Raw genomic sequence first — 24309 nt, forward strand, 5'->3', positions numbered from 1 at the left:
TATAATGAAACAATCTTTATTCGGACGTGTACGCGATGCAATTTTAGCTGATTTTCATAACGTGTTAGATGAGAAGGAAAGAAAAAATCCAATTGCGATGTTAAACCAATATTTACGTGATAGTGAGCGTGAAATAACAAAAATTGAGAAGTTAATTGAGCGTCATAAAACATTAAAATCTAACTTCGCTCGTGAGCTTGAGCAAGCACGTTATTTCGTTAATAAAAGATCAAAGCAAGCTATCGTTGCTCAAGAAGCAGGCGAATTACAATTGCACGAACGTGCGTTAGAAGAGGTAGCTTATTATGAAGGGCAAGTAACTCGATTAGAAGAAATGTATGCAGGTGTTGTAGAGCAAATTGATGAGTTAGAGCGTCGTCTTTCTGAAATGAAAAATAAATTAAAAGAAATGCACGCAAAGCGTATGGAACTAATGGCACGTGAAAATATGGCACATGCAAATCGTCGGATGAATACTGCGATGCATAAAATGGATGAAAATAATCCGTTCTTACGATTTGAAGAAATTGAAGATCACATTCGTGACTTAGAAACTCGTATGAATGAAGGGCATGAGCGTGACACATTTGATATGAAAATTGCAAAACTTGAGCGTGAAATGAAAGAAAAGAATGATGTATCGTTAACGAAAGAGTTAACAAAATAATAGTAGTATATTATAAAACAGGCTTATGATATAGTGATAGGAGAAAAGGTGTTGGAAAGCAATGCCTTTTCTTCTATGTATATGTGACAAGAAGGGGGGGAGCTGAAGTGAAGAAACATTTTTCAAAGACACAATTAATGGGGATGCTCCTCATCATATTTGGGTTCGGTCTTTTTCTTGATATGATACTTGGACATTTTGAACCAGGTGGTCTCATTTTTGCATTTATTATGCTTATGTTTGGAAGGCATTATCGTAAAAAGAATCGTTATGTACGGGGGAATGTATTTTTATTTGTTGGTGGTATCGTATTTTTATTTTTCTTATTTTCATCAGCAGCATTTGTTCTTGTCGTATTTGCTTGTTTAGCTTTAATTGGTTATCAATTGATTCAACAAGGACATCAGCAAAAAGCAATGAAGGTTGAAATTAAAGAAAAAGGGATTATAGACGAAGAGAAGCAAATATATCGTACAGAACCATATTTGAAAAATATGTTTGTAGGCAATGTACGAATGATGGATCATATTTATGAACTTGAGGATATTAATGTTCAATATGGTGCTTGTGATGTGGAAATAGATTTAACAACTGCTATGATTCCAGAAGGAGAAACAGTAATTGTTATTCGAGGTGTCGTTGGTAATATTCGTTTATATGTGCCATATGATATTGAACTTTCTTTAAATCACTCTGTTATTGTCGGCCGTGTGCTCTTGCCAGGTCATGAAGAGACAGGGTTTAACCGCAATGTTACATTTAGAACAGAGCAGTATAAAGAGGCTCCTCGTCGTATTAAAATTATTTCTTCGCTTGTCGTAGGCGACACGGAAGTGAGGAAAGTATAATGAAGAAACAAAAAAATATTTCGTGGATGTATATTCGTTATTCTATGTTGTCCTCTGTTAGTATCGCACTCATTTGTACAATTGTATATGTTTGGAAAAGCGAGCAACAAGTGTATGATTTATTATGGAAGGAATCCATCGCTTCTGTTCCAATTGGCTTGTTTATTATGACTACAAGTTTACTTATCGGGGGAATTGTAGGATATGCAATCGGTTACTATATAGAGCAGCGTATACAAGGATTAAATACTTTTCTATTTGAAGTAGAGCGAGGGAATTTTCCGAGTGATGTTTCGTTTACTGCGGATGATGAATTTCATGAAGTGGAGCGAAAAGTAATCGTTCTGGCTCGTCGATTAGAGGAGCAAGCTGGACTCTTTCAAAAAGTAACGAATGAACGAGCTCATTGGAATGAAGAGATGAGACAAGAAGCGATTTCTCAAGAAAGGCATCGCTTAGCAAGGGAGTTGCATGATTCAGTAAGTCAGCAGCTTTTCGCAATGTCGATGATGATGTCAGCGATTAATGAACAAATAACTGAATTTCCAGATGTGACAAAAAAACAATTACAACTTGTTGAAAATATGGTTGTAAATGCTCAATCAGAAATGAGAGCATTGCTCCTTCATTTACGTCCTGTACAATTGGAAGGTAAGAAACTGACAGAAGGTATAGAGGAATTATTAACGGAATTATCGCGAAAACAACATATGAAAATTGAATGGCTTATTGAGCCAATAGAATTAAAAAAAGGTGTAGAAGATCATTTATTCCGTATTGTGCAAGAAGCGCTATCAAATACGTTGCGACACGCGAAGGCAAAGAAAACAGAAGTGCGCCTTCGAAAAATTGATCAATATGCGATTTTAAAAATCATTGATGACGGTGTTGGGTTTGAAGTAGGCGTTAATAAAGCCGGTTCCTATGGCTTAAGATCGATGCAAGAGCGTGTTCATGAAATTGGTGGGACACTCAAGGTACTGAGTTTCCCGGCCAAAGGTACACAAATAGAAGTGAAAGTACCGATTATGCTTGAGAGAGGGGGAGAAGTATGATAAAAGTATTGCTTGTCGATGATCATGAAATGGTTCGTATGGGTGTATCGGCATATTTATCTACACAACCAGATATTGAAGTGGTCGGGGAAGCTGAAAATGGAAAAAAAGGATCAGAATTAGCACTGCAATTAAGACCGGATATTATTTTAATGGACCTTGTTATGGATGAGATGGATGGTGTCGAAGCAACACGTGCTATTATTCAAGAATGGCCAGAAGCAAAAATTGTAGTTGTAACAAGCTTTTTAGATGACGAAAAATTGTATCCTGTTATTGAGGCTGGGGCGACTAGTTATTTATTAAAAACATCAAGAGCAAGTGATATAGCGGACGCTGTACGAGCTACTTATGATGGAGAAACGGTATTAGAGCCGAAAGTTACCGGGAAAATGATGTCCCGTATGCGTCAAAAGAAAGAGCAACCTTTGCATGAGGAGTTAACAGAAAGAGAGTCTGAAATTTTGTTATTAATTGCAGAGGGGAAAAGTAATCAAGAGATTGCAGATGAATTGTTTATTGCCCTCAAAACAGTAAAGACACATGTGAGTAATATATTAAATAAACTAAATGTAAGTGACCGGACACAGGCGGTTATTTATGCATTTAGACATCAATTAACGAAATGATAAAGTGCAACTTTAATCAGTGGGGGACTATCCCCATTGATTATTAGTTTGCATCAAATCTTTTTATTGACGCTAATAAATGTAAGCGTTATCATTAAGTTGTTAACAGTACATACAAAGGGGAGAATGTATATGTTAGTTCAAACTATATTCGGAATGGATAAGTCTAAAAAATTAGGGGATTATGTGAACGCATTACAAGCGCTTTGTGAACAATATAATGTTGAAACAGATAAAATTGCGATTATTGAGGCAACAGAGGAATACTATTTATTTTTAGTAAAGCAAGAAGACTGCTATGATGTTGTTAAGGTAGAAACAGTTGATACGAATATTGAATATTATACGAAAGCGTATAAAATAAGTAGTTTTAATCATACTGCTTATCAAATGTAAAAAAACTCCCTTTCGGGAGTTTTTTTAGGATGCTTTTGCGTCGGTTATTAAGGGAACTTTTTTAGCACCGTTTAGTTTAGCGATAGTAAATCCGATAAGTGCTCCGGCTAATGCTGGTAATAGCCAGCCTATTCCTTCATTATATAAAGGAATAAATTCAAAGTTGGACGTGATAAACGAGACTGGAATACCGCCTTGTTTTAATCCATCAAATACGCTCACAACTGCTGCTCCGATTAAAGCACCTACATAAACAGAGCGATATCCACCGAAGTATTTATGAAGTAACGATAGTAGTACGAGTACAATCGCAATTGGATATACAACAAGTAGAATTGGAACAGAGATTGCGATAATTTTTGTTAAACCTAAGTTGGCAACTAATAATCCTAATGCGCAAATGATACTCGCGAACGTTTTGTATGAAAATGTAGTCAATAATGTTGAAAAATATTGGCTGCACGCAGATACGAGTCCAACGCATGTCGTTAAACAAGCGAGTGTAACGATAAGAGATAATAGGAGTAAACCGTATGGGCCGAATAATTGTTGTACGATAACAGTAAGTAGCTGTCCACCATTTTTTGCATATCCGAGAGAGACACTAGTTGTCCCAAGCCAGCCGAGTGCACCATATACAAGTACGAGTCCTGTAGCGGCAATAAGCCCTGCTTTTGCTGTGGCGATGGCAATGGACTTACGATCATTCACACCTTTAGAGCGAATTGCATTTACAACGATAATTCCAAATGCAAGTGCTGAAATGGTGTCCATTGTTAAGTACCCTTCCATAAAGCCTTTGAAGATTGGAGAAGTTTGATACTCTTGCATAGCTGGTCCTGATTGTCCAAGTGGTGTAAAGACACTTTTAACAAACAATAAGAAAATTGAGAGTAATAAAATAGGTGTTAATATATTTCCAATACGATCGACAAGTTTAGATGGATTTAAACTCAGCCAAAATACGATAGTAAAGAATATGATTGTATATACAAATAGCACTAGGCTGCTAGAGCGGATTGTTTCTGGTAAGAAAGAACTAACACCCATTTCATAAGCAACATTTGCAACACGTGGGATGCCCATGGATGGACCGATGGCAATGTATACAACTACCGTAAAGAAAATTCCGAATAATGGATGAACATGACTTGCAAGTTGCTGCATTCCATTTCCTGATAGAGAAATTGCGATAACAGTAAGTAGTGGTAAGCCAACTCCTGTTAGTAAAAATCCAATCATTGCGGGCCAAAAGTTTTCACCTGCGTTTTGGCCAAGCATGGGAGGGAAAATTAAATTACCTGCCCCAAAAAATAAAGAAAATAGCATAAGACCCGTGAAAAAAATATGTTTTTTTGATACAGTGTTCATTGTTTTTCCTCCTTTTTTAAATTCATTTGTAAGAACACAAAAAACTCGTCCCTAAAGAAAGGGACGAGTTATATTTACCCGCGATACCACCCTAATTTACACATGTAGAAATAAATCTATATGTATACGGCTTTGCAACGTACAACATGATACGTGTTCCTTGTAACGGGGGACGGCCGGTAAGAACTTACTGTAACATTCGGTTCTACTTCTCGGAGATGATTTTCGGTTACGCACTGAACGTTGGCTTTCAGCAAATCGCCAACTCTCTGGGGAACAGTTCTATAACGTACTCGTTCTCGTCAATGAATTTTTATTCAAGTATTCTGACAGTATTGTTGCATGTTTTTTTTAGAAAGTCAATATGTTTTTTGAAAGATATATTTATATACGGAAATATCGAAAGTAATATTCGTTGTTGCAAAAGGAATAATGAATTGTAAAATGGGAGTAAAAATTTGTGGAGAATTGTAAAATTTATAGAGAAAGTTGATATTTATAGGAGTAAAGAAGGGATTATTTGAATTTACAGAGAATATTACAACAATCCACTTGCTGGAAAGAACAAACCAAAAGAGGTGACTGAAATGCTTGCGATGGGAGTATTATTTGGCATTATTGCTATAATTGGTTTTATGTGGTTATATTATTCGCGTTCGTTTAAACAAGCAGAAGTTTTACTCTTTCAAAAAGGTAGTTTGTTGACAAATCAGTCTAGATATTTAGTATGTCCGAAGTGTGGAAGTGCACAGGCCAGAAGTGGAGGATATCAAGAGTGTTGCAAAATTAGATTATGAAAGAAAGGAAGCCTCACATTATTTTGTGAGGCTTCCTTCCTTACAACTTCATGGCGCTCCAAATTGTCCATCGATCTCTTTCAATAATAGGAGAGACGTTTTGTAATGTGGTCTGTATATGTTGTAGAAGTTGAGAAAGTTCATCATCTGTTAACTCATATAGAATGGATCGACCTGTTCGAGGAGATAAATCTTGTAGCAATGCTTCTACAGAATCATGTATTTTTCGTACTTCCCATTGTGTTTGTGTGGGAAGCACGTGAAGAGAATGTTTTTGTAATTCTTTCTGTATCGTGTTGGTTTTTGGACGTCTTTTTGACTCTATTTCAATGAGTTTTGGAAATATAGAGAAAAAATATCCACGAATGTGTTCGGGACTTCCTGGAACTGTACAATCTTCAATCGTTCGATCTTGTAAAATAAGTACACCGTTTTTATTTAATATACGAGAAGCTTCACATAAAAATGTAGGAATGTCTTGTAAATGATGAATAACTGCGCGCGAAATAACTATGTCGAATGTTTCGTTAGGGTATGGGATATTATGTGCATCACCGTGGATGAAAGAAATATTTGGGGAATTGTTGCAATTTTCTTTTGCAGCTTGTAATATTTCTTTTGAAAAATCAAGTCCCACAACATTTTTGGCTCCCATAAGAGCGAGTTCTTTCGTATAAATCCCGCCACCGCAGCCAATATCAATTATTTGCTTGTTTTGTATGTCTGTAATGTTTTTTACCATTTCAGCCCAAGAAATATGAGCGTTTCTTGTTGCGTATGTGTATTTATTATTTGCATCATGAAAATTAATGGACATGATAAAGACCTCCTTTCAATGATTAGTATAACTTATTTAATAGGATGTCACGTTTTTGTTTTATGTATGAAGATTATAAGAATTTCTTATCGTAAAAGGAGGATTAATTTGAAAGGGAAATATGTATTGTTGTTATTTGTTATGTTACTAGCAGCTTGTGGTCAAGCTGAGCAAAAACAAGAAACAAAAAAAGTAGAAGAGACGGTGAATGAAGTGAAAGAAACAATAGGGGTAACCGTTATACAAAAAAAACATAAAGAGAAAAAGTTGCAGGAATCAGAAGCGAAGTTAGTAATAGACATTTTGGATAAAGCTGAGAAACAAGAAATAACCGGAAGCTTCGGTGAACCTGAATATGAAATACAAATTAGTAGAGAGGGGAAAAAAGAAACTTATTATGCATGGTTAAGGGGAGAAGATAGACGAGGATGGGTGCAATATAAGAAAGTTATGTATATGTTGAATGAAAAAGATACGGAAAAGCTTTTGGCTATATTTCCAAATGTTTCAGAACAAAAAGAAGAAGAGATGCAGGTAGGTCCTTTAACGGAGGTAACAAAAAAAGATTTGCAGATTACCGCGTTTCATATTAAAGCAGGCGATCAAAACGTGAATTATATGGTACGGTATACGATTTCACAATCACTATACAACAAGTTAGTGAAGGAACAAGAATATTATTTGCAACTCACTTTCCCAGAAAAAGTTCAAAAATTAATTGGAGCAAAAGAGAGTGAAATGATTTTAGGTGAAAAAGTAAAGGAAGGGTATAAGCAATATGAATTGCATGCTACTGTGCAGGTAAAAGGCGCTTCAGAATCACAATTAAAATCATTAGAAACATATTACGAAAAGTATGATTTAAAAATATTAAACAGTGAAAAAGAAAAAATAGGTGTGTTTCAAAATATAATTCAAATCGTTAAAGAGTATGGTGAAAAAATGAATTTCCAAAGATAAAGTGAGAATTTAATCGGCGGAGGCTGCTCATTTCTCATTGATTAATAGTCTTTGCCAATTCGGCGTTGACTCTCACTTAACTTCTTTGTTTCAACTGAATTTTGGGGTAAGGCCCTTATTGGCTGTAACTGAATTGTAAATTCTATATAGCCTTTCCTAGGAAATGATAATAGAGAGGGGAGAAGAACACCCTCTCTATTATTTTGCTTTTGCAGATGGCTCATTCATTGATTTTCGTGTAATAAGAAATGAAATCATAAGAGCGGAAAGAATGATAAGAGTGATAAGTAAGTGATTTGGCAACCAATCTAATAATAATACATAGCTCACTGTATAAAAAATAAGAGTTGAAGCTAAAAATGATAAAACACTTATTATGAGAGATTGTAAATTCATTCGTATATACCTCCTTTATTTATATTTTTGGCTAAAAATGGATTAAATAAACATTATTTCTAACAATAGAAAAAAATATGTCATAATAAAGAGGAGAATAATTTTTGATGAGCTTGTATGACTCGTTACAGGGGGTTAAAGGAGAGAGATGAAAAATAATAAAAAAGGATTATGGGGAATTATTGTTGCCATAGGATTATTTTTACTGTCTAAGTTAAAGTGGATATTTGCAATTTTTAAATTAGCAAAGTTTTCAATGGTATTTAGTATGTTTCTATCGCTTGGCGCATACGCAGTTCTATATGGTTGGAAATTTGGGGTGGCGCTCATTTATTTGTTGTTTGTTCATGAAATGGGCCATTTATGGGCTGCGAAAAGAAAAGGAATTCCAACATCGCCAGCAATCTTTATCCCATTTATGGGGGCTCTTATTGGAATGAAAGAGATGCCGAAAAATGCAAAAGATGAAGCTTACATTGCCTATATGGGTCCGCTTTTCGGGCTTCTGTCATATTTACCCGCGATACCGCTTTACATAATGACGAAAGAACCATTTTGGGCGCTTGTTATTTTGCTTGGAAGTATGATTAATTTCTTTAATTTAATTCCCGTTTCGCCGCTAGATGGTGGGCGAATTATTTCAGTTGTCAGCACTAAAATTTGGGGAGCAGGCCTTATTTTATTACTTGGCTATTCAATTTACCTTAAAAGTATTTTGGGAGGATTTATTGTTATTATCGGTTGTATGGAATTATATAGAGTGATAAAGAGAGATGAGCCGATTAAGGAATTAGGGCATAAAATTGATGGGATGAAAGAATATGTTGCTAGGATTGAAGAGGAATTAAAAGAAACGGGTGCTGTACATCGGACTATATACATGATGCATCATGAGATGAATGCATTAAGACAAAGAGAACGGGAAAAAGAGTTACAAATAGGTGAACTTCAAAAAATGGAAGTGTTAGAGTATCTTTTACCGAAGTTCGAACCGTTAGATTATGTTCCATATGAAGATGAAAAAGATGAGTATACAATTCACATAAGGGAAGCATTTGAAGCGTCAGAAAGAAAATTAAATAAATGGAAAATAGAAAAAGAACAACAAGAAAACTATTATAAAGTGGATGCGAAAACGAAATGGACAGTATTTGCTTGTTATATCGGATTAATGGCTATACTCGGTTACACAGCTTATGAAGGATATATTGTTTTACAAGAACATTTGCCAACGAGAAATGTATAGAAAAATATTGTCGAAATGATAGGAAGAATTTATACAGGAAGTATATTTCTACGAGAGAATGTTACAAGTATAGCCATACATTATAATATCTTTAGTAGAGAAGGAGTTCTGTATATGAAGAAATTGCTACGTGTATTCGGGATTATTATCGTAATGATCATCGCGAGTTATAGTCTTATGAAAGTGCTGTTACATTATGCGAATAAGCCTGCTGAGGTAAATACAATAGCTCAAGTAGAAGATGTGCAAGAAGAGACAAAAGTGCTAGATTTTATTCGAATGACACATGAAAGCTATAATAATTTCTTAAATTACGGTAAAGCAGAGAATTATACAGACGGGGATTGGAATCAATTTAAGCAATGGTTTCAACAACAAGAACCATCTTTAAAAAATATACATACGGAAATAAAGAATGAAAAAATAAAACGCGATGTAAATAGAAGCTATGAAATTGTAAAAAAAGGTGTGGAACTTCAAAATATTGAGTATGTAGTGTATGCCCACCGTGTATATCATGACTTGGATATTATCGTAAATAAATATAGGGGGGAAACGAATATCTGGGGGTATACAGAGTTTGGCGAGGGGAAAGATATAAAAGTAATTGAACAAGCTATACAAACAAAATAATAAGCTAGCTAGAATTCTAGTTAGCTTATTTTCTTTTGTAAGTACAATGTTCATATATTATTCACAAAAACAACGTGTTAATAGTGATTAAAATCACAATCTGCATTATAAGATTCAGTTAAACTAAAAACAGTTAAGGAAATAGAGGAGTGGGATACAATGTTAAGTGCAAAAACAATTGAAATCGTAAAGTCAACAGTACCATTATTACAAGAAAAAGGCGTTGAAATTACAACGAGATTTTATGAAATTTTATTTTCAGAACATCCGGAGTTATTGAATATTTTCAACCATACGAATCAGAAAAAGGGAAGACAACAACAAGCGTTAGCGAATGCTGTTTATGCAGCTGCAACGTACATTGATAATTTAGAAGCAATTATTCCAGTTGTAAAACAAATTGGTCATAAGCATAGAAGTTTAGGTATTAAAGCTGAGCATTATCCGATTGTAGGTACATGTTTACTACGTGCCATTAAAGAGGTCGCAGGTGCACCTGATGAAGTTTTAAATGCATGGGGAGAAGCATATGGTGTCATTGCTGATGCATTTATTAGCATTGAAGCAGAGATGTATGAAGAAGCTGCACATAAAGAAGGTGGATGGAAAGACTTCCGTAACTTTGTGATTGTTAAAAAAGTGAAGGAAAGCGATGTTATTACGTCATTTTATTTGAAACCTGAAGATGGAGGGAAAGTTTCTTCATTCATCCCAGGTCAATATGTAACGGTTCAAATCAATATTGAAGGTGAGACATATACACATAATCGTCAATACAGTTTATCCGATGCACCTGGGAAAGAATATTATCGTATTAGTGTAAAGAAAGAAAAAGGTGTAGATACACCAGACGGTAAAGTGTCTAATTACTTACATGAACATGTAAAAGAAGGAGATGTTTTACCAGTAAGTGCACCAGCGGGAGATTTCGTGTTAAATATGGATTCAACATTACCAGTTGTACTAATTAGTGGTGGAGTAGGGATTACACCGATGATGAGTATGTTAAATACGTTAATTGAACAAGATTCAAAACGTAATGTATATTTTATTCATGCAGCAATAAATAGTAATACACATGCAATGAAAGAACACGTTAAGGCAGTAGAAAATGAATATGAACAAGTTAAAGCATATACTTGTTATTCTGCACCGACTGAAAAAGATTTAGAAATGAAGAACTTTGATAAAGAAGGTTTCGTTGAAAGCGAATGGTTAAAAACTATTATTCAGACAACTGAAGCAGAATTTTATTTCTGTGGTCCAGTAGCATTTATGAAGCATATAAATGCTGCACTAACTGATTTAGGTGTGAAACAAGAGCATATTCATTATGAATTTTTCGGCCCAGCAACAAGCTTACAATAAGACAGATGAGAATAAACAAAAAAACGAGGTATTTATTTTACCTCGTTTTTTATTTGTTCTCGTAATAAACGGTTAACTGTTTCACGGCGTATGCCTATCAGTTGACCAATTTCAGTTTGTGTTAATATTTCATATATAGGAATGTCACCTAAATATAATGTGAACCATTCTTGTAAACGATGAAGACGTTCTTTCGGAGAGACAGTTGTCAATTGATCAATTCGTTGTTGCATCATTCTTAATTTAGATTGCAATTGCATAGCGATGTTGGCATATGATTCGGGATTTGCTTGAAGTCTCTCGTACCATTCACTACTAGTGATCGGTTCCACTTCTGTCTTTATTAAAGCGATAGCTGTACCGTGATATTCTTTCGGTGAAATTAAAGAATGATGAGGTATCGTTTCACCTGGAACGATAATGTTGAATAAAAATGGTGTTCCGTCTTCTTCTAGCCGAACTACTTTTAATAAGCCTGTTTTTATAAAGTATAAAGGACCGTCCTCGCCTTGACGGAATAGTACATCTCCTTTGTGTAGAATCAATGTTAGCCCCCCATTAATATGTTTCTATTTCTTCTATTTTAGCGTATATGTATATAGACAATATGCTATTTCAACAGCAATTTCATTGACGAAATGTATGCTATTACAGTAGTATACTATTTAGTGTGTAATAGTACTAGCAATGAATACGCTGTAGGGGGTTTAGTATATTGTTAGATGCGATAAGAATGACGGATATGAGAATTCCGGCGAATGCTATCATTCATGTAGAAGAGATGAAAGGTGGAGTCGTTTTATCCGTTGAAGTAGACGGCCAAATTATTTATACGATGGCTTATGATGAAGAAACAGATAGTTATGCTGAATTATATGATCGAAACGATAAGAGGGCGTGCCAAGTACATGAAGACTTTATGGGATGGTCACTTCTTCACTAAAAAAGATGTCAATATGACATCTTTTTTTATTAAATCGATAGAATATACAAAGAAATGAAATATAAGGATAAAATTTGTAATAATTGATTTTGCATTGTTAGCACTCTGTAACTGCAAGTGAACTATTTTTTCGCTATCATAAAGATAACAGTCGCAGTTATAGGAGTGGTCAACTTGAAGAAAGTACATATTTCAAATTATATGTTATTAAGTGCTTGTTTAATTTTATTTGTTCTCCTCGGAGGATTTTTATATTCATGTGTATAAGAAAAACGCATTCTAAAAAGAATACGTTATAAAAGGGAAATAATGATTAATCTAGTTCCAAGAATAATTAACGTAATACGTAATAAATTAATTACGGCGTTACCACTCAGTTTTGTATTAATGTAAGCCCCGATTTTTCCGCCGATCCATGCACCAGGAATAAGGATTAATGCATAAATCCAGCTGACATTTCCAAGTGAGATGTGAGTTGCAGAACTTACAATTGCTGATAGAAATACGATGAACATTGAAGTTGCTACTGCAATATGTGCTGGGAATGCAAAAAGAAGCATCATTGCTGGAACAAGTAAGGCACCGCCACCAATTCCAAATAACCCAGATATAAACCCAACTATAAAGGCGATAAAGATAGCAAGAAACGGTGGGAATTGGTAGTGTACAGCATTTCCATCATTATCTGTAAAAGAACGCTTAATTACAGACGTATTTGAGAGGGAAAGAGGTTTTAATTTGTCTCGAAGCATAAGTAGAATTGAGACGAATATAAGGAAAATCCCAAAGTATAAAGAAAATGTGTCTTGGTTTAAAAATTTATTTGCCCATGATCCGATAATACCACCAGGACCGCTTCCGATAAATAAAATAAGTCCACTTTTATAATCCACTCGCTTATGCTTCATGTAAGTAAGGGTAGAAGATAGTCCTGTGAAAACGACTGTTACCATAGAAGTCCCTACTGCAAGTTGTGGTGATAAACTGTGTAATCCAATTAATAACGGAACAATAATAATTCCGCCTCCAAGCCCAACTAGGCTGCCGACTGTCCCGGCGATTAGTCCGATGAAAAGTAACATGATGTATTCCAAAATTGCCAACTCCTCTAAATAACTTATCCACCAATTATTATACACGCTTTTTAATGAGAAATAGGCTTGTTCACAAAAAAGTCGTCTTCCTAGAAAAATAAGGAAGACGACTTTTGATTAGAAAACAAAATGTAATAGGTAGTAAAACAGAGCAGCTAAAGAAGCTGAAATAGGAAGTGTAATAACCCATGTAATTAACATACGTTTTGCAGTTCCCCATTTTACCCCCTTCACACGGTGAGAAGCACCAACCCCTAAAATAGAAGAAGAGATAACGTGCGTCGTACTAACCGGTAAGTGAATGAATGTTGCACCGAAAATAACAAGTGATGATGATAAATCGGCAGCTACACCATTTACAGGACGAATTTTCATAATTTGTCCACCGACAGTTTTAATAATTTTCCATCCACCGACAGAAGTACCAAGTCCCATTGCGATAGCACAAGATAATTGTACCCAGAACGGGATATCGCTAGAAGTATGATAGTTATTAGCCATAAGAGCCATCGTAATGATTCCCATTGCTTTTTGTGCATCATTCGTACCGTGTGTATAGGCTTGTAATGCTGCAGTGAAAATCTGGAATATACGGAAGTTTTTATTCGTTTTCGTTAAGTTAAAGTTTTTAAAGACCACTTTAAAAATACTGTAAACGATATAACCAATAACGAAAGCGATAATTGGTGAAATGATTAAAGCTTCAAGAATTTTAATGAATCCTTTAAGGTTTAATGAGCTAATACCAGCAGCAGCAATGGCTGCACCTGCGATGGAGCCAATAATTGCATGCGAAGAACTACTTGGGATACCGTAGTACCAAGTAATTAAGTTCCATGCTATCGCCGCAAGCAAAGCAGCTAAAATTACAAGAGAACCATTTTGTAAAGCAAATGGGTCAACGATATCTTTTGTAATCGTTTTTGCTACACCTGTAAATGTCATTGCACCTAAAAAGTTCATAATAGCTGCCATAATAATTGCATGTCTAGGCTTTAGAGCTTTCGTTGAAACAGCCGTTGCAATAGCGTTTGCTGTATCGTGAAATCCATTGATAAAGTCAAAAGCTAAAGCGCAAATGACTACTAAAACGGTCAGTATCAAGAGTGTATCCATGATCAAACTCCTTACGCGTTCTTCATAATAATTGTTTCTAATACGTTTGCAACGCTTTGACAGCTATCAGCTACTTCTTCAAGCTCTTCGTAAATCTCTTTAAATTGAATAATCTTAATCGGATCTTTTTCACGAGAGAATAAGTGCTTAATCGCATGACGACGAATATCATCGCATTGTGATTCGTAATCCTTAATCTTAATCGCGTTCGTACGAATGTCGACTAACTTCTTTTTAGACAGTAGTTCAACAGAGTTTGCAATCTCAATCGCACATTGATTAATTGCTTCCACGAATTTAATCATGTATTCATCAGCTTCTGTAATAGAATACATTTCGAACAGACCAGCACTGTGATCTAATCCGTCTAATACATCATCCATACTCATTGCAAGTTGTAGGATGTCCTCACGTTCAATTGGAGTAATAAACGCTTTGTTTAGCTCCATAATGATTTCGTGAATAAATGAGTCACCTTTTGACTCATACTCTTTCATGCGCATAGAAAACTCTTTTAAATCGCTAGCATTTTTAATTTTATACTCCACGAAAAACTGCGCGCCTTCTTTTAAATTTTCGGAAACATTCATTAACATTTCAGAAAATTTATCTTTTTTTGATTTAAAGACCATTATTGTTACCCCCACAAAAGTAATATATGTAAAATATATTGGCTAATCAATTCTAACAAAAAACTGTCGTTTTTTAAAACATTTTATCGAAAAGTTTACAAAAACTTAACATAACTCTCGTTGTTCTATTAATAATATTAATATCCAATAGTGAATATCTTACTTGTAGAATGTCCTTTTCTTGCAAAAAGTATGAATGTAAAAGAAAAGCTTTACACTATAGGAATGACTACGTTATTATAGTAAATTTAAAAGGCGGTATATTCTTCCTTTTAAAAAGAAGAGTGTAAATAAATGAAGGAAGTGAACGAATGAAATTGAAGAACACTCATTTTAAAAAAATGCTTGAGTGGTTCAATAAGAGGAAGAAACTTCGTAATTCATTAATTGTATTGGGAAGTGTACTCATTACTCTATTTATTGCTATAAATATAATAATATCCATTCAAGACATATCTGAATTAAAACAAGCTGTTCCACAACCGACTTTAATTTATGATGCAAATAATGAGGTCGCAACTAAATTAGCTTCTTCGAAAACAGAAGGTGTTAAAAGAAAAGATATTCCTGATATTATGGTTCAGGCAATTGTTGCAGTAGAAGATAAGGGTTTTTTTAACCATCATGGTATTTATTATAGTGGAATTATAAGTGCAGTTTTTAAAAATATTACAGCAGGAGAAGTTGTAGCAGGGGGAAGTACAATTACACAACAGCTTGCAAAGAATGTATTTTTGACACAAGATCGTACATTTTCTCGTAAAATAAAGGAATACTTTTTAACCAAAAAAATAGAACGTACTTATACAAAAGATGAAATTATTGAAATGTATATGAATCAAATTTATTTTGGGGAAGGTGCTTGGGGAATAAAGAGGGCAGCTAAATCTTATTTTGATAAAGAGGTAAAAGATTTATCAATTTCAGAAGCTGCAACGATTGCAGGTTTAATTAAAGCGCCGTCTGCGTATTCTCCTTATAAAAACTTTAATAAATCAATTGAACGACGTAATGTCGTATTAAGTTTAATGAAGGAACAAGGATATATTTCTGAAGAGCAATACAATAAAGAAAAAGAGTCAGGCCTTGTATTAAAACGTGGGGTTGATGATAAATACAAAGGTAAATACTCCCAATATGTAGACTATATAGTTAGAGAAGCGATGGATAAGTATGAATTAACACAAAATGAAATTTTAGCAGGTGGTTATCGTATTTATACAGAGCTTGATCCGAAAAAACAACAAGCTGTAGAAGATGTTGTGAATAATGATAGTTATTTCAAAGATAGTGGCTCAGATCAACTTATGCAAACGGGTGTAGTCCTTATAAATCCAAAAACAGGCGGTGTTCCAGCTTTAGTTGGAGGTAGAGGACCATATCAGTTTTTACAATTTAATCATGCTACGCAATTAAAAAGACAGCCAGGTTCAACATTAAAGCCTCTAGCTGTATATGTACCCGCTTTAGAACAAGGGTATGAAGTATACGATATATTAAAAGATGAACCATTTCATATTAAAGAATATGAACCGAAAAATAGTGATCAGGCCTTTCATGGTAATGTGACAATGTATGAAGCGGTAGCAAAGTCGTATAATGTTTCCGCTGTGTGGCTATTAGAACAAATAGGATTAGATAAAGGATTGAAATCTTTAGAGCGATTTGGTATTCCGTTAGTACCAGAAGACCGTACGTATCCAATTGCTTTAGGTGGGATGCATGTAGGGACATCACCATTTGTAATGGCCCAAGCATATAGTACATTTGCTAATGATGGGGTTCAAGTAGAGGCTCATGCAATTAGAGAAGTTCAAAATGCTGAAGGGGAAATAATAGGGAAATGGTATAAGAAAGAGACACGAGTGACGAGTGAGAAAATTGCTCAAAAGATGACGTATTTATTAAAAGGTGTTGTAGAAAAGGGAACAGGTGGAAAAGCGAAAGTTACTAATGTTGATACAGCAGGGAAGACAGGGACTACTCAACTTGTAAATGGCCCGAGCGTAGGGGCAAAGGACTCGTGGTTTGTAGGATACACACCAGATTTAGTAGGTGCAGTTTGGGTAGGATATGACAAAACAGATAGCGAGCATTATGTTCCAGGTGGTAGTCAAATTACAACGACGATGTTCCGGGATATCATGAAAAAAGCAAATGCAAACCCAGCCCAAAAAGCGTTCCAATTGTCGTTAATATCTGAGGCGGACTATAAAAAACAATTGCAAACAATTGAAGAAGAAAAGCGAAGAAAAGAAGAAGAAAAGAAAAGGCAAGAAGAAGAAGAAAAAAGGAAAAAAGAACAGCAAGAGTGGTTTAATAAAGTGAAAGAGTGGATTCCATCGTTATGGTAAAAGAAAGAGGCGAATTTCGTTATTCGCCTCTTTCTCATGTAAAAAATGAAGTGAGCTCATAATTAGTGGGGTAAATGCTACTATTCATTAAGAGTAATGTTGGTACTGCCAAAGGATTGAGAATCGTATGTGATGATTATTGTTCCTTTACTAATCGGTTCGTATGGTAATTCTTCTTCATAACTACCATTATTTTCATTATGGATAGTCAGCGTGATTTCATCAATTCCTTTATTTGTATACTGATCTTTAATCGTTTCAGTAATTTGAAGTAGAGTTTCGTAACTAGAAGCTTTCGTAATAAGCATTCCTTTTATAACTTTTTTTTCATTATTTGTGGAATTGGAATAAAGGATGTTGTTTTGTTTCGTATACAAAAGTGTGTATGGAACTGTTTTTCTCTCTGCTTTTGAAATAGTAGAATATTTTAGAGTTAAAAAAAACCCTACACATAAAATAATGCATATCATAAGAGCAATCCAAATGCGTATCGGTGACATAACTCTCATTTTTCATCCCTCTTTCATATCTTTGACTTCATTATTTATCATACAAAATGAGGATTAAGATAGAGTAAATTTGAGGTAAAGAAACGTAAAGAAGGAGCACTTATCCTCCCAAATAAGTGCTCCTTTTTATTAAAAGAGAGATTTAATAGACAATCAAAAACACACCTATTACTTATAAATGTGTTTAGTCCTCCCAAAATATTATCGGAAATTGTGGTTAGTAAATTCGGAGTACAGATAGTGTCGCAGTTGTATCGCCCGTGTTAGGAATAGAAATAGTATTTGCTGTAGGTTGTACAGAAATCGTTGTACCAGCTTGTAAAGTAACAATTGTAGAGAAAGAAACAGCACTACCGATAACATTAGTTGAAAAATTACGAGTAGGTGGTTGGCCATTGAATGAAATACCGAATCCAAACGGTGAAGAGCCTGGGAAAGTTGTAGATGCCGAGAAACTAATATCATATACGCCTGTAAAGTATGTGTAGTGTCATTAAAGTTAATATTATTTATTTCAAAAACTTGATTTAATTGAATATTAATTCCAGTTGATATTGTTTGAGCATTGGAGTTTCCTATTGCAGCTATAGTTACCCGAATCGGAGTACCCGCTGGTCCAGTAGCGCCTCCACCTAGGAACCAGATCCATATTGAAATAAGACAGCTTGAATAGCTTGGCCGAGAGCTTGAAGAAGTCTAACAAATTATTTAAGTTCGGACTTAGAGATGTTGATATAACTACAAGCTCTTACTTCGCAACAATCATTACCATAAAATACTTTCCCTTTATTTTTGTTGTTTATCTTTGCATTCCTTTCTTTCATAGAATAATAGTCGTTACTATGTATTATAATGAAATTTAAATTAAATTCGTGATGGACAAACTACTATTTCTCAAAAAATAAGAAGTTTACCTACCTAACACGAACAATAAAGAAGTAGAGAAAAATCTATATGTTTTAAAAAACTCCCTTTAATTGTTAGAGTGTGCTTAACAATTAAAGGGAGTTAATAGAACAGCATTCTCATTTTATAAGTTAATTGCTTCACGATTTACTTTAGGTAAAATCGGAATAGAAACAGTGAAGGTTGTACCGTCTGGATCACTAGTCATTTTGAGCGTACCGTTATGATTTTGGATGATTTTTTTTGTTACTGATAAGCCTAGTCCTGTCCCCGAATCCTTCGTTGAGAAGAATGGATCAAAGATATATTCTTGAATAGCTAGAGGAATACCAATTCCATTGTCTGTGAAAGTAATCCGAACGAAGTTATCTAGGCGATAACTAGTGATTTGAATAGAAAGAGGCTTTTCGCCTTGAGCATCGACGGCATTTTGAAATAGGTTTAAAAATACTTGAACAAGTTCATGTCGATCAATATTGACTAAAATATCATCTAATTCATTAGAAAAGTTATAATCAATTGAAATGTTATGCAAGAAGACTTCACTAGCTAGTAACTGTTGAATATAGTCGCATAAAAATGTATTAATAGGAAACGGTTCTCTTGTAAATTCACGTGTTTTTGAAATGGCTAAAAATTTTGTAATAATACTATTTGCACGATCTAATTCAGGGATAAGTAAGCTTTTAAATAACTCTTTATTTGATGGAGAAACACTTTCTTGTAAAAATTGTAAGTATCCTCGTACTGTCGTAAGAGGGTTTCGTACCTCGTGTGCAATTCCGGCTGCGATTCGTCCTGCTAACGAAAACTTCTCTGCATCACGCTCTGTGTTTAAATAATGAAAGACACTAATAACCCTAAAAATCTCCCCGTTATAATCGCGAATAATTCGGTTGTTTATAATGCCATAGTTTTTGTCTAAAACTTCTTCATTATATATTTCTGTTCCCGTTCTTAATGTTTCAATCGCTTTAATTTTTTCTTCCGGCAAGTTTAGTAATTGTTGAATCGGTTTTCCGATAATATCATTTCGTATTACACCGAAATCATCTGCGGCAACTTGATTACATAAAGTAATATTCCCTTTACTATCGACAAAGGTTACATGATGTGAAAAGGCATCAAAAATATGTACAAAGTGTTTTTCAAGTTGTTCAAATAAGAATAATGAATCACAAGTAAGTTGAAAATGAGCCTCTTTATTCTCTTTTGGTATTTCTTGAATGGAATGAGTTGCTCTAGTTTTCTTTATTTGTAAACCAATATGTGGATTTTTGTATGTGAAATGATGTGGTAATTGATTTACAAGTTCTTCATAAAAACGCACTTTATTTTCTAGTTCTTCAATTCGTTTTTCATGAGATACAGTAGCATCGTTTGGAAGCATAAATAAATAACCCCTCATTTTAAAAATTCTTCCATATAGTATATCATATTTTAATAAGGATACTCTTAAAGAAAGGGCCACTTAATGAAATTGATTAGCAAAAGTGTTTGGGGAGTGAATAGAAGATAAAGTTAAAAAGGGAGGAATATATGTGCTGTTCATTGGAGTGACAGGATGGGGAGATCATGATTCTTTATACGTAGATTCCTATGAAAATAGAAATAAATTACGAACATATAGTGAGTATTTTCCTATTGTGGAAGTGGATAGTTCATTTTACGCGATGCAACCTGCACGAAATTATATAAAATGGGCAATGGAAACGCCGAAAGATTTTTCTTTTGTCGTAAAAGCGTATCAAGGAATGACAGGACATATGAAAGGGGAATTTCCTTTTTCTACGTTTGATGAGATGTTTGATGTGTATAAGCAGTCCATTCTTCCTTTAATAGAAGCTAATAAATTAAAAACAATTTTATTTCAATATCCACCATGGTTTGATTGCAAAAAGAAAAATGTAGATTTTCTTCGATATACGAAAGAAAAAATGGAAGGTTTACCATGTGCAATAGAATTTCGAAATCAAACATGGTTTTATCCAGAAATGAGAGATAAGACGTTACAGTTTCTAGAACAGGAGAAATGGGTTCATACAATTTGTGATGAACCACAGGCTGGGATAGGTTCTGTGCCACTCGTATTAGAGGTTACGAATTCAAACATGGCATTAATACGTTTTCACGGTCGAAATGTTCATGGTTGGCTTGATAAAGGGGAAAATTGGAGAGCGGTTCGTTGTTTATATCGCTACAACAATAAAGAACTGGAAGAATGGGTGGAACGACTAGAGCAATTAAAAAAGAAAACAAAGGATATATACGTACTGTTTAACAACAATTCAGGTGGGGATGCAGCAGATAATGCGAAACAGCTTATGAAAATGATGAACATTACATATGGTGAGCCGAAGCCGGAGCAATTAAATTTTTTTGAATGATAATAAACAAGAAAGGCACTGTACAAACAGGGGGAATGTACAGTGCCTTTCTATATGAAAAAGAGGGGTAACAATGTTACTGAGCGTTTGGTTGATTCATCAATTGTTGGCTTCATAATAAATGATAATGGTTATCATTATCATTGTCAATGGTTTTTCTAAAAATATATAAAAAACTTTGTATATTTTAAATAGAGATAAAAAAAGAACAGCATTAATGCTGTTCTTTTCCGTTGATGAATTGTTGTAAATCAAAAGGAGTTATCGCCTGGATAAATTCTTTTGAGATAAGTGTTTGCACGAGAGTGCTCTCAGAGATAGAAGCACCTGTTTTCTTTTCGTAAGCTTGTTTTAATAAATCAAGTTTTTCAGCCGTTTCTTTTGGTAATTCAATTGTAAGTGTGTTCATAATTTCTCCCCCTTATTATTAGAGTACCACTACAGTATAGGAGAGACAAGAAAAGAGAATATGAAATATAAAAAAGGTTACCAAATTTTCAAATGGTAACCTTTTTTATGTATAAGAGTTATTAAGCAATACCGATATACTTTAAAGTTTTTGATGGAGTACTGTGATCAAAGAAGTGTTGTAAAAATGCAATATCAACACCTGATTTGTATGCACAATAACCCCAAGTTTTTCGAAGTGTATGTGAGCTAATCCCTTCTAATCCAACTTCTTTTGCAGCTTTGTTTAAAATGTACCATGCATGTTGTCTCGTAATAGATTTTGTTCCTTTTTGAGATTTTAACAATGGTTCATTACGTTTCCAAGTTTTACGTTCTTTCATGTAGTCTTCGATTGCGTGCTGTAAGTCTTCATTTACAGCAAACCATTTATGTTTCTTCACTTTTTCATTGTAAAATAAAATGGAATGGCGAACATTTTCATTTTCATCGATTACATCACTAACTTTTAATTGTAAGATTTCACTTACTTTTAAGCCAGAATTTACAGCTAATACGAATAATAAGCCATCACGTTTCGAAGATTGTAAAAGTATATTTTTGATAGTTTCTAATTGTTTTTCATTTTGAATAGGTTGTCCTGCTTGTTTCATTTCACGCACTCTCCTCTTTTATATGTGTAAAGGAAAGGATTAACTTGTTTCTTACTATAAAGGGAGAGTGTGAATTTCATGTGAACTCCTAGTGAAATTAAGACAAATTATTTGACTTCTTTTACTTTTTGTAAATTGAAATAGAATACAACACTGTTAGTCGTATTATACACACCGTACTCGGCATGATGGAGGTCTAAAATGTTTTTTACAATAGATAATCCGAGACCGGTACCTCCGGTGTGACGGCTACGTGATGCATCTAGGCGATAGAAGCGATCCCAAATTTTTTCAAGACTTTCTTCAGGGATAGGGTTTCCTGTATTTTCGATTTCGATTTTTACGGTATCTTCTGCTTCTATAATGGAGACTTGTATTTTTTCTCCATCCGGCGTATAGCGGATTGCATTACTTAGTAAGTTCACAACTACTTGCTCAATACGGCTACGATTTGCTTTAACAAGTATAGAAGGGTCTGCATCGACGTTCACTTGTAGATGCTTTTCTTCCATGCTAAATAATAATTTTGTATAGACTTGTTGCGTTAATTCACCAATTGAGAACGTCGTCATATCTAGTTTGTAAGTACCAGATTCTAACTTTGCTAATTCTAACATTTCAACAATCAGCCTGTTCATATTTTCTGTTTCTTCTAAAATAACATCAGTATAATACGAAGTATCCTTACTAACACCATCTTTAATACCTTCTGCAAAACTTCTAATTACACTCAGTGGTGTTTTTAATTCGTGTGATACGCCAGAAATGAATTCTTTTCTTGTTTTCTCTAATTGACGTTCACGTTCAATGTCTTGTTGTAACTTTGTATTGGCAACATTTAATCGATCGATTCGATCTTTTAAATTTACAGATAATGTATTGATACTGCCGGAAAGCCCACCAATTTCATCGTCGGCTGTAACAGGTAATTTCTCGCTGAAATCAAAATTAGCCATTTTTTTTGTAACACGATTCATTTTAATTAATGGCTTAACAATGATTTTTGAGTAGTAGAAGGATAACAAAATAATAACGAGAAACACGATGATTAAGGCATAAACATAATAGTCTTTTAAAACTAGCATCGCTTCATTAACGGGTTGTAAAGACGCTATCGCAAAAGCATATTCTGTAATCTTTCCGTTTTCTATAATCGGCTTTACAAAGATACTATTTTTTATATTTTCGCCGCCATCTAATATGAAAGTGTTTAATTGGTTCGAGTTAGAAGTGCCATCTCTAATAATATCTGCAAAATATTGAACGGCTTGTAATGTTTCAATATCATTTGCAAGACGAACCTCAGCTTTTGATGGGAGCTGTAACTTAGTTATAACACCTGTAAAGCCGATACGAGTTGTAGATTTGTATCGGCTTGCAAGTCTATTCTTAGAAGGATTACCATTAATTGACTGAAAATCCGAATAGAAATGTTCGTTTTGCCATTGATTATAATTCGTTCCTAATTTTTGTGGTGTAATAATATTATTCTCTTGTACGACTCCATCAACATTAATTATTACATCTTTTTTTAAACCTAAATTTTCGAATTTATTATATTCTTCTGGTGTTAAAAGGTTATTGAGTGGAATGGAATACTGTTTATTATTGTTGGGATTAAATACATCGATATAGTAATTGTTATCACTTTTAATAATACCGTTAGAATCCAAAAACTGCATATCGGCATTTGTTTTATCATGAAATTCTTGTTTTAGTTTTCTAACTTTCTCATAACTTTTATCACTTTTGTCATAATTATCTACGAATTTTTCAAAAGCAGTTTGAACTGTTTTTACTTTTTTATTAATATAAAATTTCTCTAAAAATAGAGATTGTCCTAGGAAAAAAAGTAGGAATATTATTGTAAATAAAGTTGATGTTAATAAAAATAGTTTAAAGACGATACTTCTGTTTTTCACTGCGTCACCTCTTATGAGAAATACTGTAAATGATTTCTTTATCCCGCTCGGGCAATAAGACTTCCACTTCAAAATTCGGCGAATACAAGGGAGTTAGTAGGTGGGAGATCAACTGTCCGTAAAAGCCTGATTGGTTCAACTAATAATCAGTGGGGGATGGAAAAAAACCACTGATTAAAGTTTCACTTTATTATAACAAACG

General features: G+C 34.2%; 25 protein-coding genes, 1 pseudogene and 1 other annotated feature. Of the genes and pseudogenes, 13 read left to right on the forward strand and 13 right to left on the reverse strand.

Translation table 11 applies throughout. The annotated features are described in order from the left end of the window. Positions 1 to 4: 4 nt before the first annotated feature. From ACLBXA_RS15420 to ACLBXA_RS15440, 5 genes are all read left to right on the forward strand, one after another. The gene (locus tag ACLBXA_RS15420; protein ID WP_000814131.1) at positions 5 to 667 is read left to right on the forward strand and encodes a PspA/IM30 family protein; all 663 of its coding nucleotides are present in this window, start codon (positions 5 to 7) and stop codon (positions 665 to 667) included. Positions 668 to 774: 107 nt separating this feature from the next. Next, on the forward strand, positions 775 to 1515 hold the full coding sequence (gene liaF / locus ACLBXA_RS15425) for a cell wall-active antibiotics response protein LiaF (protein WP_000716094.1): 741 nt from the start codon (positions 775 to 777) through the stop codon (positions 1513 to 1515). Further along, positions 1515 to 2570: a sensor histidine kinase gene (locus ACLBXA_RS15430; protein ID WP_000744327.1), complete on the forward strand. Its 1056-nt coding sequence runs from the start codon at positions 1515 to 1517 to the stop codon at positions 2568 to 2570. The genes liaF and ACLBXA_RS15430 overlap by 1 nt, the downstream gene beginning before the upstream one ends. Further along, entirely contained in the window at positions 2567 to 3199 is a 633-nt protein-coding gene (locus tag ACLBXA_RS15435) for a response regulator (RefSeq protein WP_000598702.1), read from the forward strand. Before ACLBXA_RS15430 ends, ACLBXA_RS15435 begins: the two co-directional genes overlap by 4 nt. Positions 3200 to 3256: 57 nt before the next feature. Beyond that, entirely contained in the window at positions 3257 to 3595 is a 339-nt protein-coding gene (locus ACLBXA_RS15440; protein ID WP_118961699.1) for a DUF3922 domain-containing protein, read from the forward strand. A gap of 24 nt (positions 3596 to 3619) precedes the next feature. Here the strand turns inward: ACLBXA_RS15440 and brnQ3 are convergent, their stop codons facing one another. Further along, positions 3620 to 4966, reverse strand: coding sequence for a branched-chain amino acid transport system II carrier protein BrnQ3 (gene brnQ3, locus ACLBXA_RS15445; RefSeq protein ID WP_001099170.1), 1347 nt, complete (start codon positions 4964 to 4966; stop codon positions 3620 to 3622). A 56-nt stretch (positions 4967 to 5022) separates the two neighbouring features. Beyond that, positions 5023 to 5281: a binding site (T-box leader), on the reverse strand. 272 nt (positions 5282 to 5553) lie between these two features. Between brnQ3 and ACLBXA_RS15450 the strand changes: the two genes are divergently transcribed. After that, positions 5554 to 5763 carry a hypothetical protein gene (locus ACLBXA_RS15450; RefSeq protein ID WP_000880630.1) on the forward strand — a complete coding sequence of 70 codons (210 nt, stop codon included), beginning with the start codon at positions 5554 to 5556 and terminating at the stop codon, positions 5761 to 5763. Between the two features lie 40 nt (positions 5764 to 5803). Here ACLBXA_RS15450 and ACLBXA_RS15455 read toward each other — a convergent pair whose 3' ends face one another. After that, complete coding sequence (locus tag ACLBXA_RS15455) at positions 5804 to 6580, reverse strand: class I SAM-dependent methyltransferase (protein ID WP_098832696.1); 777 nt, start codon at positions 6578 to 6580, stop codon at positions 5804 to 5806. Between the two features lie 108 nt (positions 6581 to 6688). Between ACLBXA_RS15455 and ACLBXA_RS15460 the strand changes: the two genes are divergently transcribed. Beyond that, positions 6689 to 7540, forward strand: a complete 852-nt coding sequence (locus ACLBXA_RS15460; RefSeq protein ID WP_000677055.1) for a hypothetical protein — start codon at positions 6689 to 6691, stop codon at positions 7538 to 7540. A 198-nt stretch (positions 7541 to 7738) separates the two neighbouring features. On the opposite strand, the gene ACLBXA_RS15465 is transcribed toward ACLBXA_RS15460, so the two are convergent. Further along, the gene (locus ACLBXA_RS15465; protein ID WP_001053359.1) at positions 7739 to 7936 is read right to left on the reverse strand and encodes a hypothetical protein; all 198 of its coding nucleotides are present in this window, start codon (positions 7934 to 7936) and stop codon (positions 7739 to 7741) included. A 148-nt stretch (positions 7937 to 8084) separates the two neighbouring features. On the opposite strand from ACLBXA_RS15465, the gene ACLBXA_RS15470 reads away from it, so the two are divergent. The 3 genes from ACLBXA_RS15470 (at position 8085) to hmpA (ending at position 11183) form a co-directional block, all read left to right on the forward strand. Beyond that, entirely contained in the window at positions 8085 to 9182 is a 1098-nt protein-coding gene (locus ACLBXA_RS15470; RefSeq protein ID WP_447617308.1) for a site-2 protease family protein, read from the forward strand. 114 nt (positions 9183 to 9296) lie between these two features. After that, positions 9297 to 9815, forward strand: a complete 519-nt coding sequence (locus tag ACLBXA_RS15475; protein ID WP_000735433.1) for a hypothetical protein — start codon at positions 9297 to 9299, stop codon at positions 9813 to 9815. Between the two features lie 159 nt (positions 9816 to 9974). After that, the gene (hmpA, locus tag ACLBXA_RS15480; RefSeq protein WP_000947319.1) at positions 9975 to 11183 is read left to right on the forward strand and encodes an NO-inducible flavohemoprotein; all 1209 of its coding nucleotides are present in this window, start codon (positions 9975 to 9977) and stop codon (positions 11181 to 11183) included. A 32-nt stretch (positions 11184 to 11215) separates the two neighbouring features. Here the strand turns inward: hmpA and ACLBXA_RS15485 are convergent, their stop codons facing one another. Continuing rightward, positions 11216 to 11728 carry a Crp/Fnr family transcriptional regulator gene (locus tag ACLBXA_RS15485; RefSeq protein WP_000600585.1) on the reverse strand — a complete coding sequence of 171 codons (513 nt, stop codon included), beginning with the start codon at positions 11726 to 11728 and terminating at the stop codon, positions 11216 to 11218. A gap of 170 nt (positions 11729 to 11898) precedes the next feature. Here ACLBXA_RS15485 and ACLBXA_RS15490 point away from each other — a divergent pair, with 170 nt between their 5' ends. After that, entirely contained in the window at positions 11899 to 12126 is a 228-nt protein-coding gene (locus ACLBXA_RS15490) for a hypothetical protein (RefSeq protein WP_000882911.1), read from the forward strand. Between the two features lie 293 nt (positions 12127 to 12419). Here ACLBXA_RS15490 and ACLBXA_RS15495 read toward each other — a convergent pair whose 3' ends face one another. The 3 genes from ACLBXA_RS15495 to ACLBXA_RS15505 form a co-directional block, all read right to left on the reverse strand. After that, positions 12420 to 13220: a sulfite exporter TauE/SafE family protein gene (locus ACLBXA_RS15495; RefSeq protein ID WP_000455760.1), complete on the reverse strand. Its 801-nt coding sequence runs from the start codon at positions 13218 to 13220 to the stop codon at positions 12420 to 12422. A 117-nt stretch (positions 13221 to 13337) separates the two neighbouring features. Continuing rightward, positions 13338 to 14336: an inorganic phosphate transporter gene (locus ACLBXA_RS15500; RefSeq protein WP_000380276.1), complete on the reverse strand. Its 999-nt coding sequence runs from the start codon at positions 14334 to 14336 to the stop codon at positions 13338 to 13340. A gap of 11 nt (positions 14337 to 14347) precedes the next feature. Then, complete coding sequence (locus ACLBXA_RS15505) at positions 14348 to 14968, reverse strand: DUF47 domain-containing protein (protein WP_000231445.1); 621 nt, start codon at positions 14966 to 14968, stop codon at positions 14348 to 14350. Between the two features lie 311 nt (positions 14969 to 15279). On the opposite strand from ACLBXA_RS15505, the gene ACLBXA_RS15510 reads away from it, so the two are divergent. Beyond that, entirely contained in the window at positions 15280 to 17322 is a 2043-nt protein-coding gene (locus ACLBXA_RS15510; protein WP_079245290.1) for a transglycosylase domain-containing protein, read from the forward strand. 80 nt (positions 17323 to 17402) lie between these two features. On the opposite strand, the gene ACLBXA_RS15515 is transcribed toward ACLBXA_RS15510, so the two are convergent. The 3 genes and pseudogenes from ACLBXA_RS15515 to ACLBXA_RS15525 all read right to left on the reverse strand — a co-directional run bounded on the left by ACLBXA_RS15515 (position 17403) and on the right by ACLBXA_RS15525 (position 20127). Beyond that, positions 17403 to 17831, reverse strand: coding sequence for a hypothetical protein (locus ACLBXA_RS15515; RefSeq protein WP_001265587.1), 429 nt, complete (start codon positions 17829 to 17831; stop codon positions 17403 to 17405). A gap of 217 nt (positions 17832 to 18048) precedes the next feature. Next, positions 18049 to 18655, reverse strand: a pseudogene (locus ACLBXA_RS15520) (Gly-Xaa-Xaa repeat protein). A 206-nt stretch (positions 18656 to 18861) separates the two neighbouring features. After that, positions 18862 to 20127, reverse strand: a complete 1266-nt coding sequence (locus tag ACLBXA_RS15525) for an ATP-binding protein (RefSeq protein WP_063675147.1) — start codon at positions 20125 to 20127, stop codon at positions 18862 to 18864. Between the two features lie 151 nt (positions 20128 to 20278). On the opposite strand from ACLBXA_RS15525, the gene ACLBXA_RS15530 reads away from it, so the two are divergent. After that, entirely contained in the window at positions 20279 to 21124 is an 846-nt protein-coding gene (locus ACLBXA_RS15530) for a DUF72 domain-containing protein (protein ID WP_000897362.1), read from the forward strand. 214 nt (positions 21125 to 21338) lie between these two features. On the opposite strand, the gene ACLBXA_RS15535 is transcribed toward ACLBXA_RS15530, so the two are convergent. The 3 genes from ACLBXA_RS15535 to ACLBXA_RS15545 form a co-directional block, all read right to left on the reverse strand. Next, the gene (locus ACLBXA_RS15535) at positions 21339 to 21533 is read right to left on the reverse strand and encodes a DUF3924 domain-containing protein (RefSeq protein WP_001094856.1); all 195 of its coding nucleotides are present in this window, start codon (positions 21531 to 21533) and stop codon (positions 21339 to 21341) included. Positions 21534 to 21654: 121 nt separating this feature from the next. Then, complete coding sequence (locus ACLBXA_RS15540; protein ID WP_000806236.1) at positions 21655 to 22185, reverse strand: tyrosine-type recombinase/integrase; 531 nt, start codon at positions 22183 to 22185, stop codon at positions 21655 to 21657. A 107-nt stretch (positions 22186 to 22292) separates the two neighbouring features. Then, positions 22293 to 24107, reverse strand: coding sequence for a sensor histidine kinase (locus ACLBXA_RS15545; RefSeq protein WP_447617309.1), 1815 nt, complete (start codon positions 24105 to 24107; stop codon positions 22293 to 22295). Positions 24108 to 24309 lie beyond the last annotated feature (202 nt).

The organism is Bacillus sp. D48C (assembly GCF_053345735.1).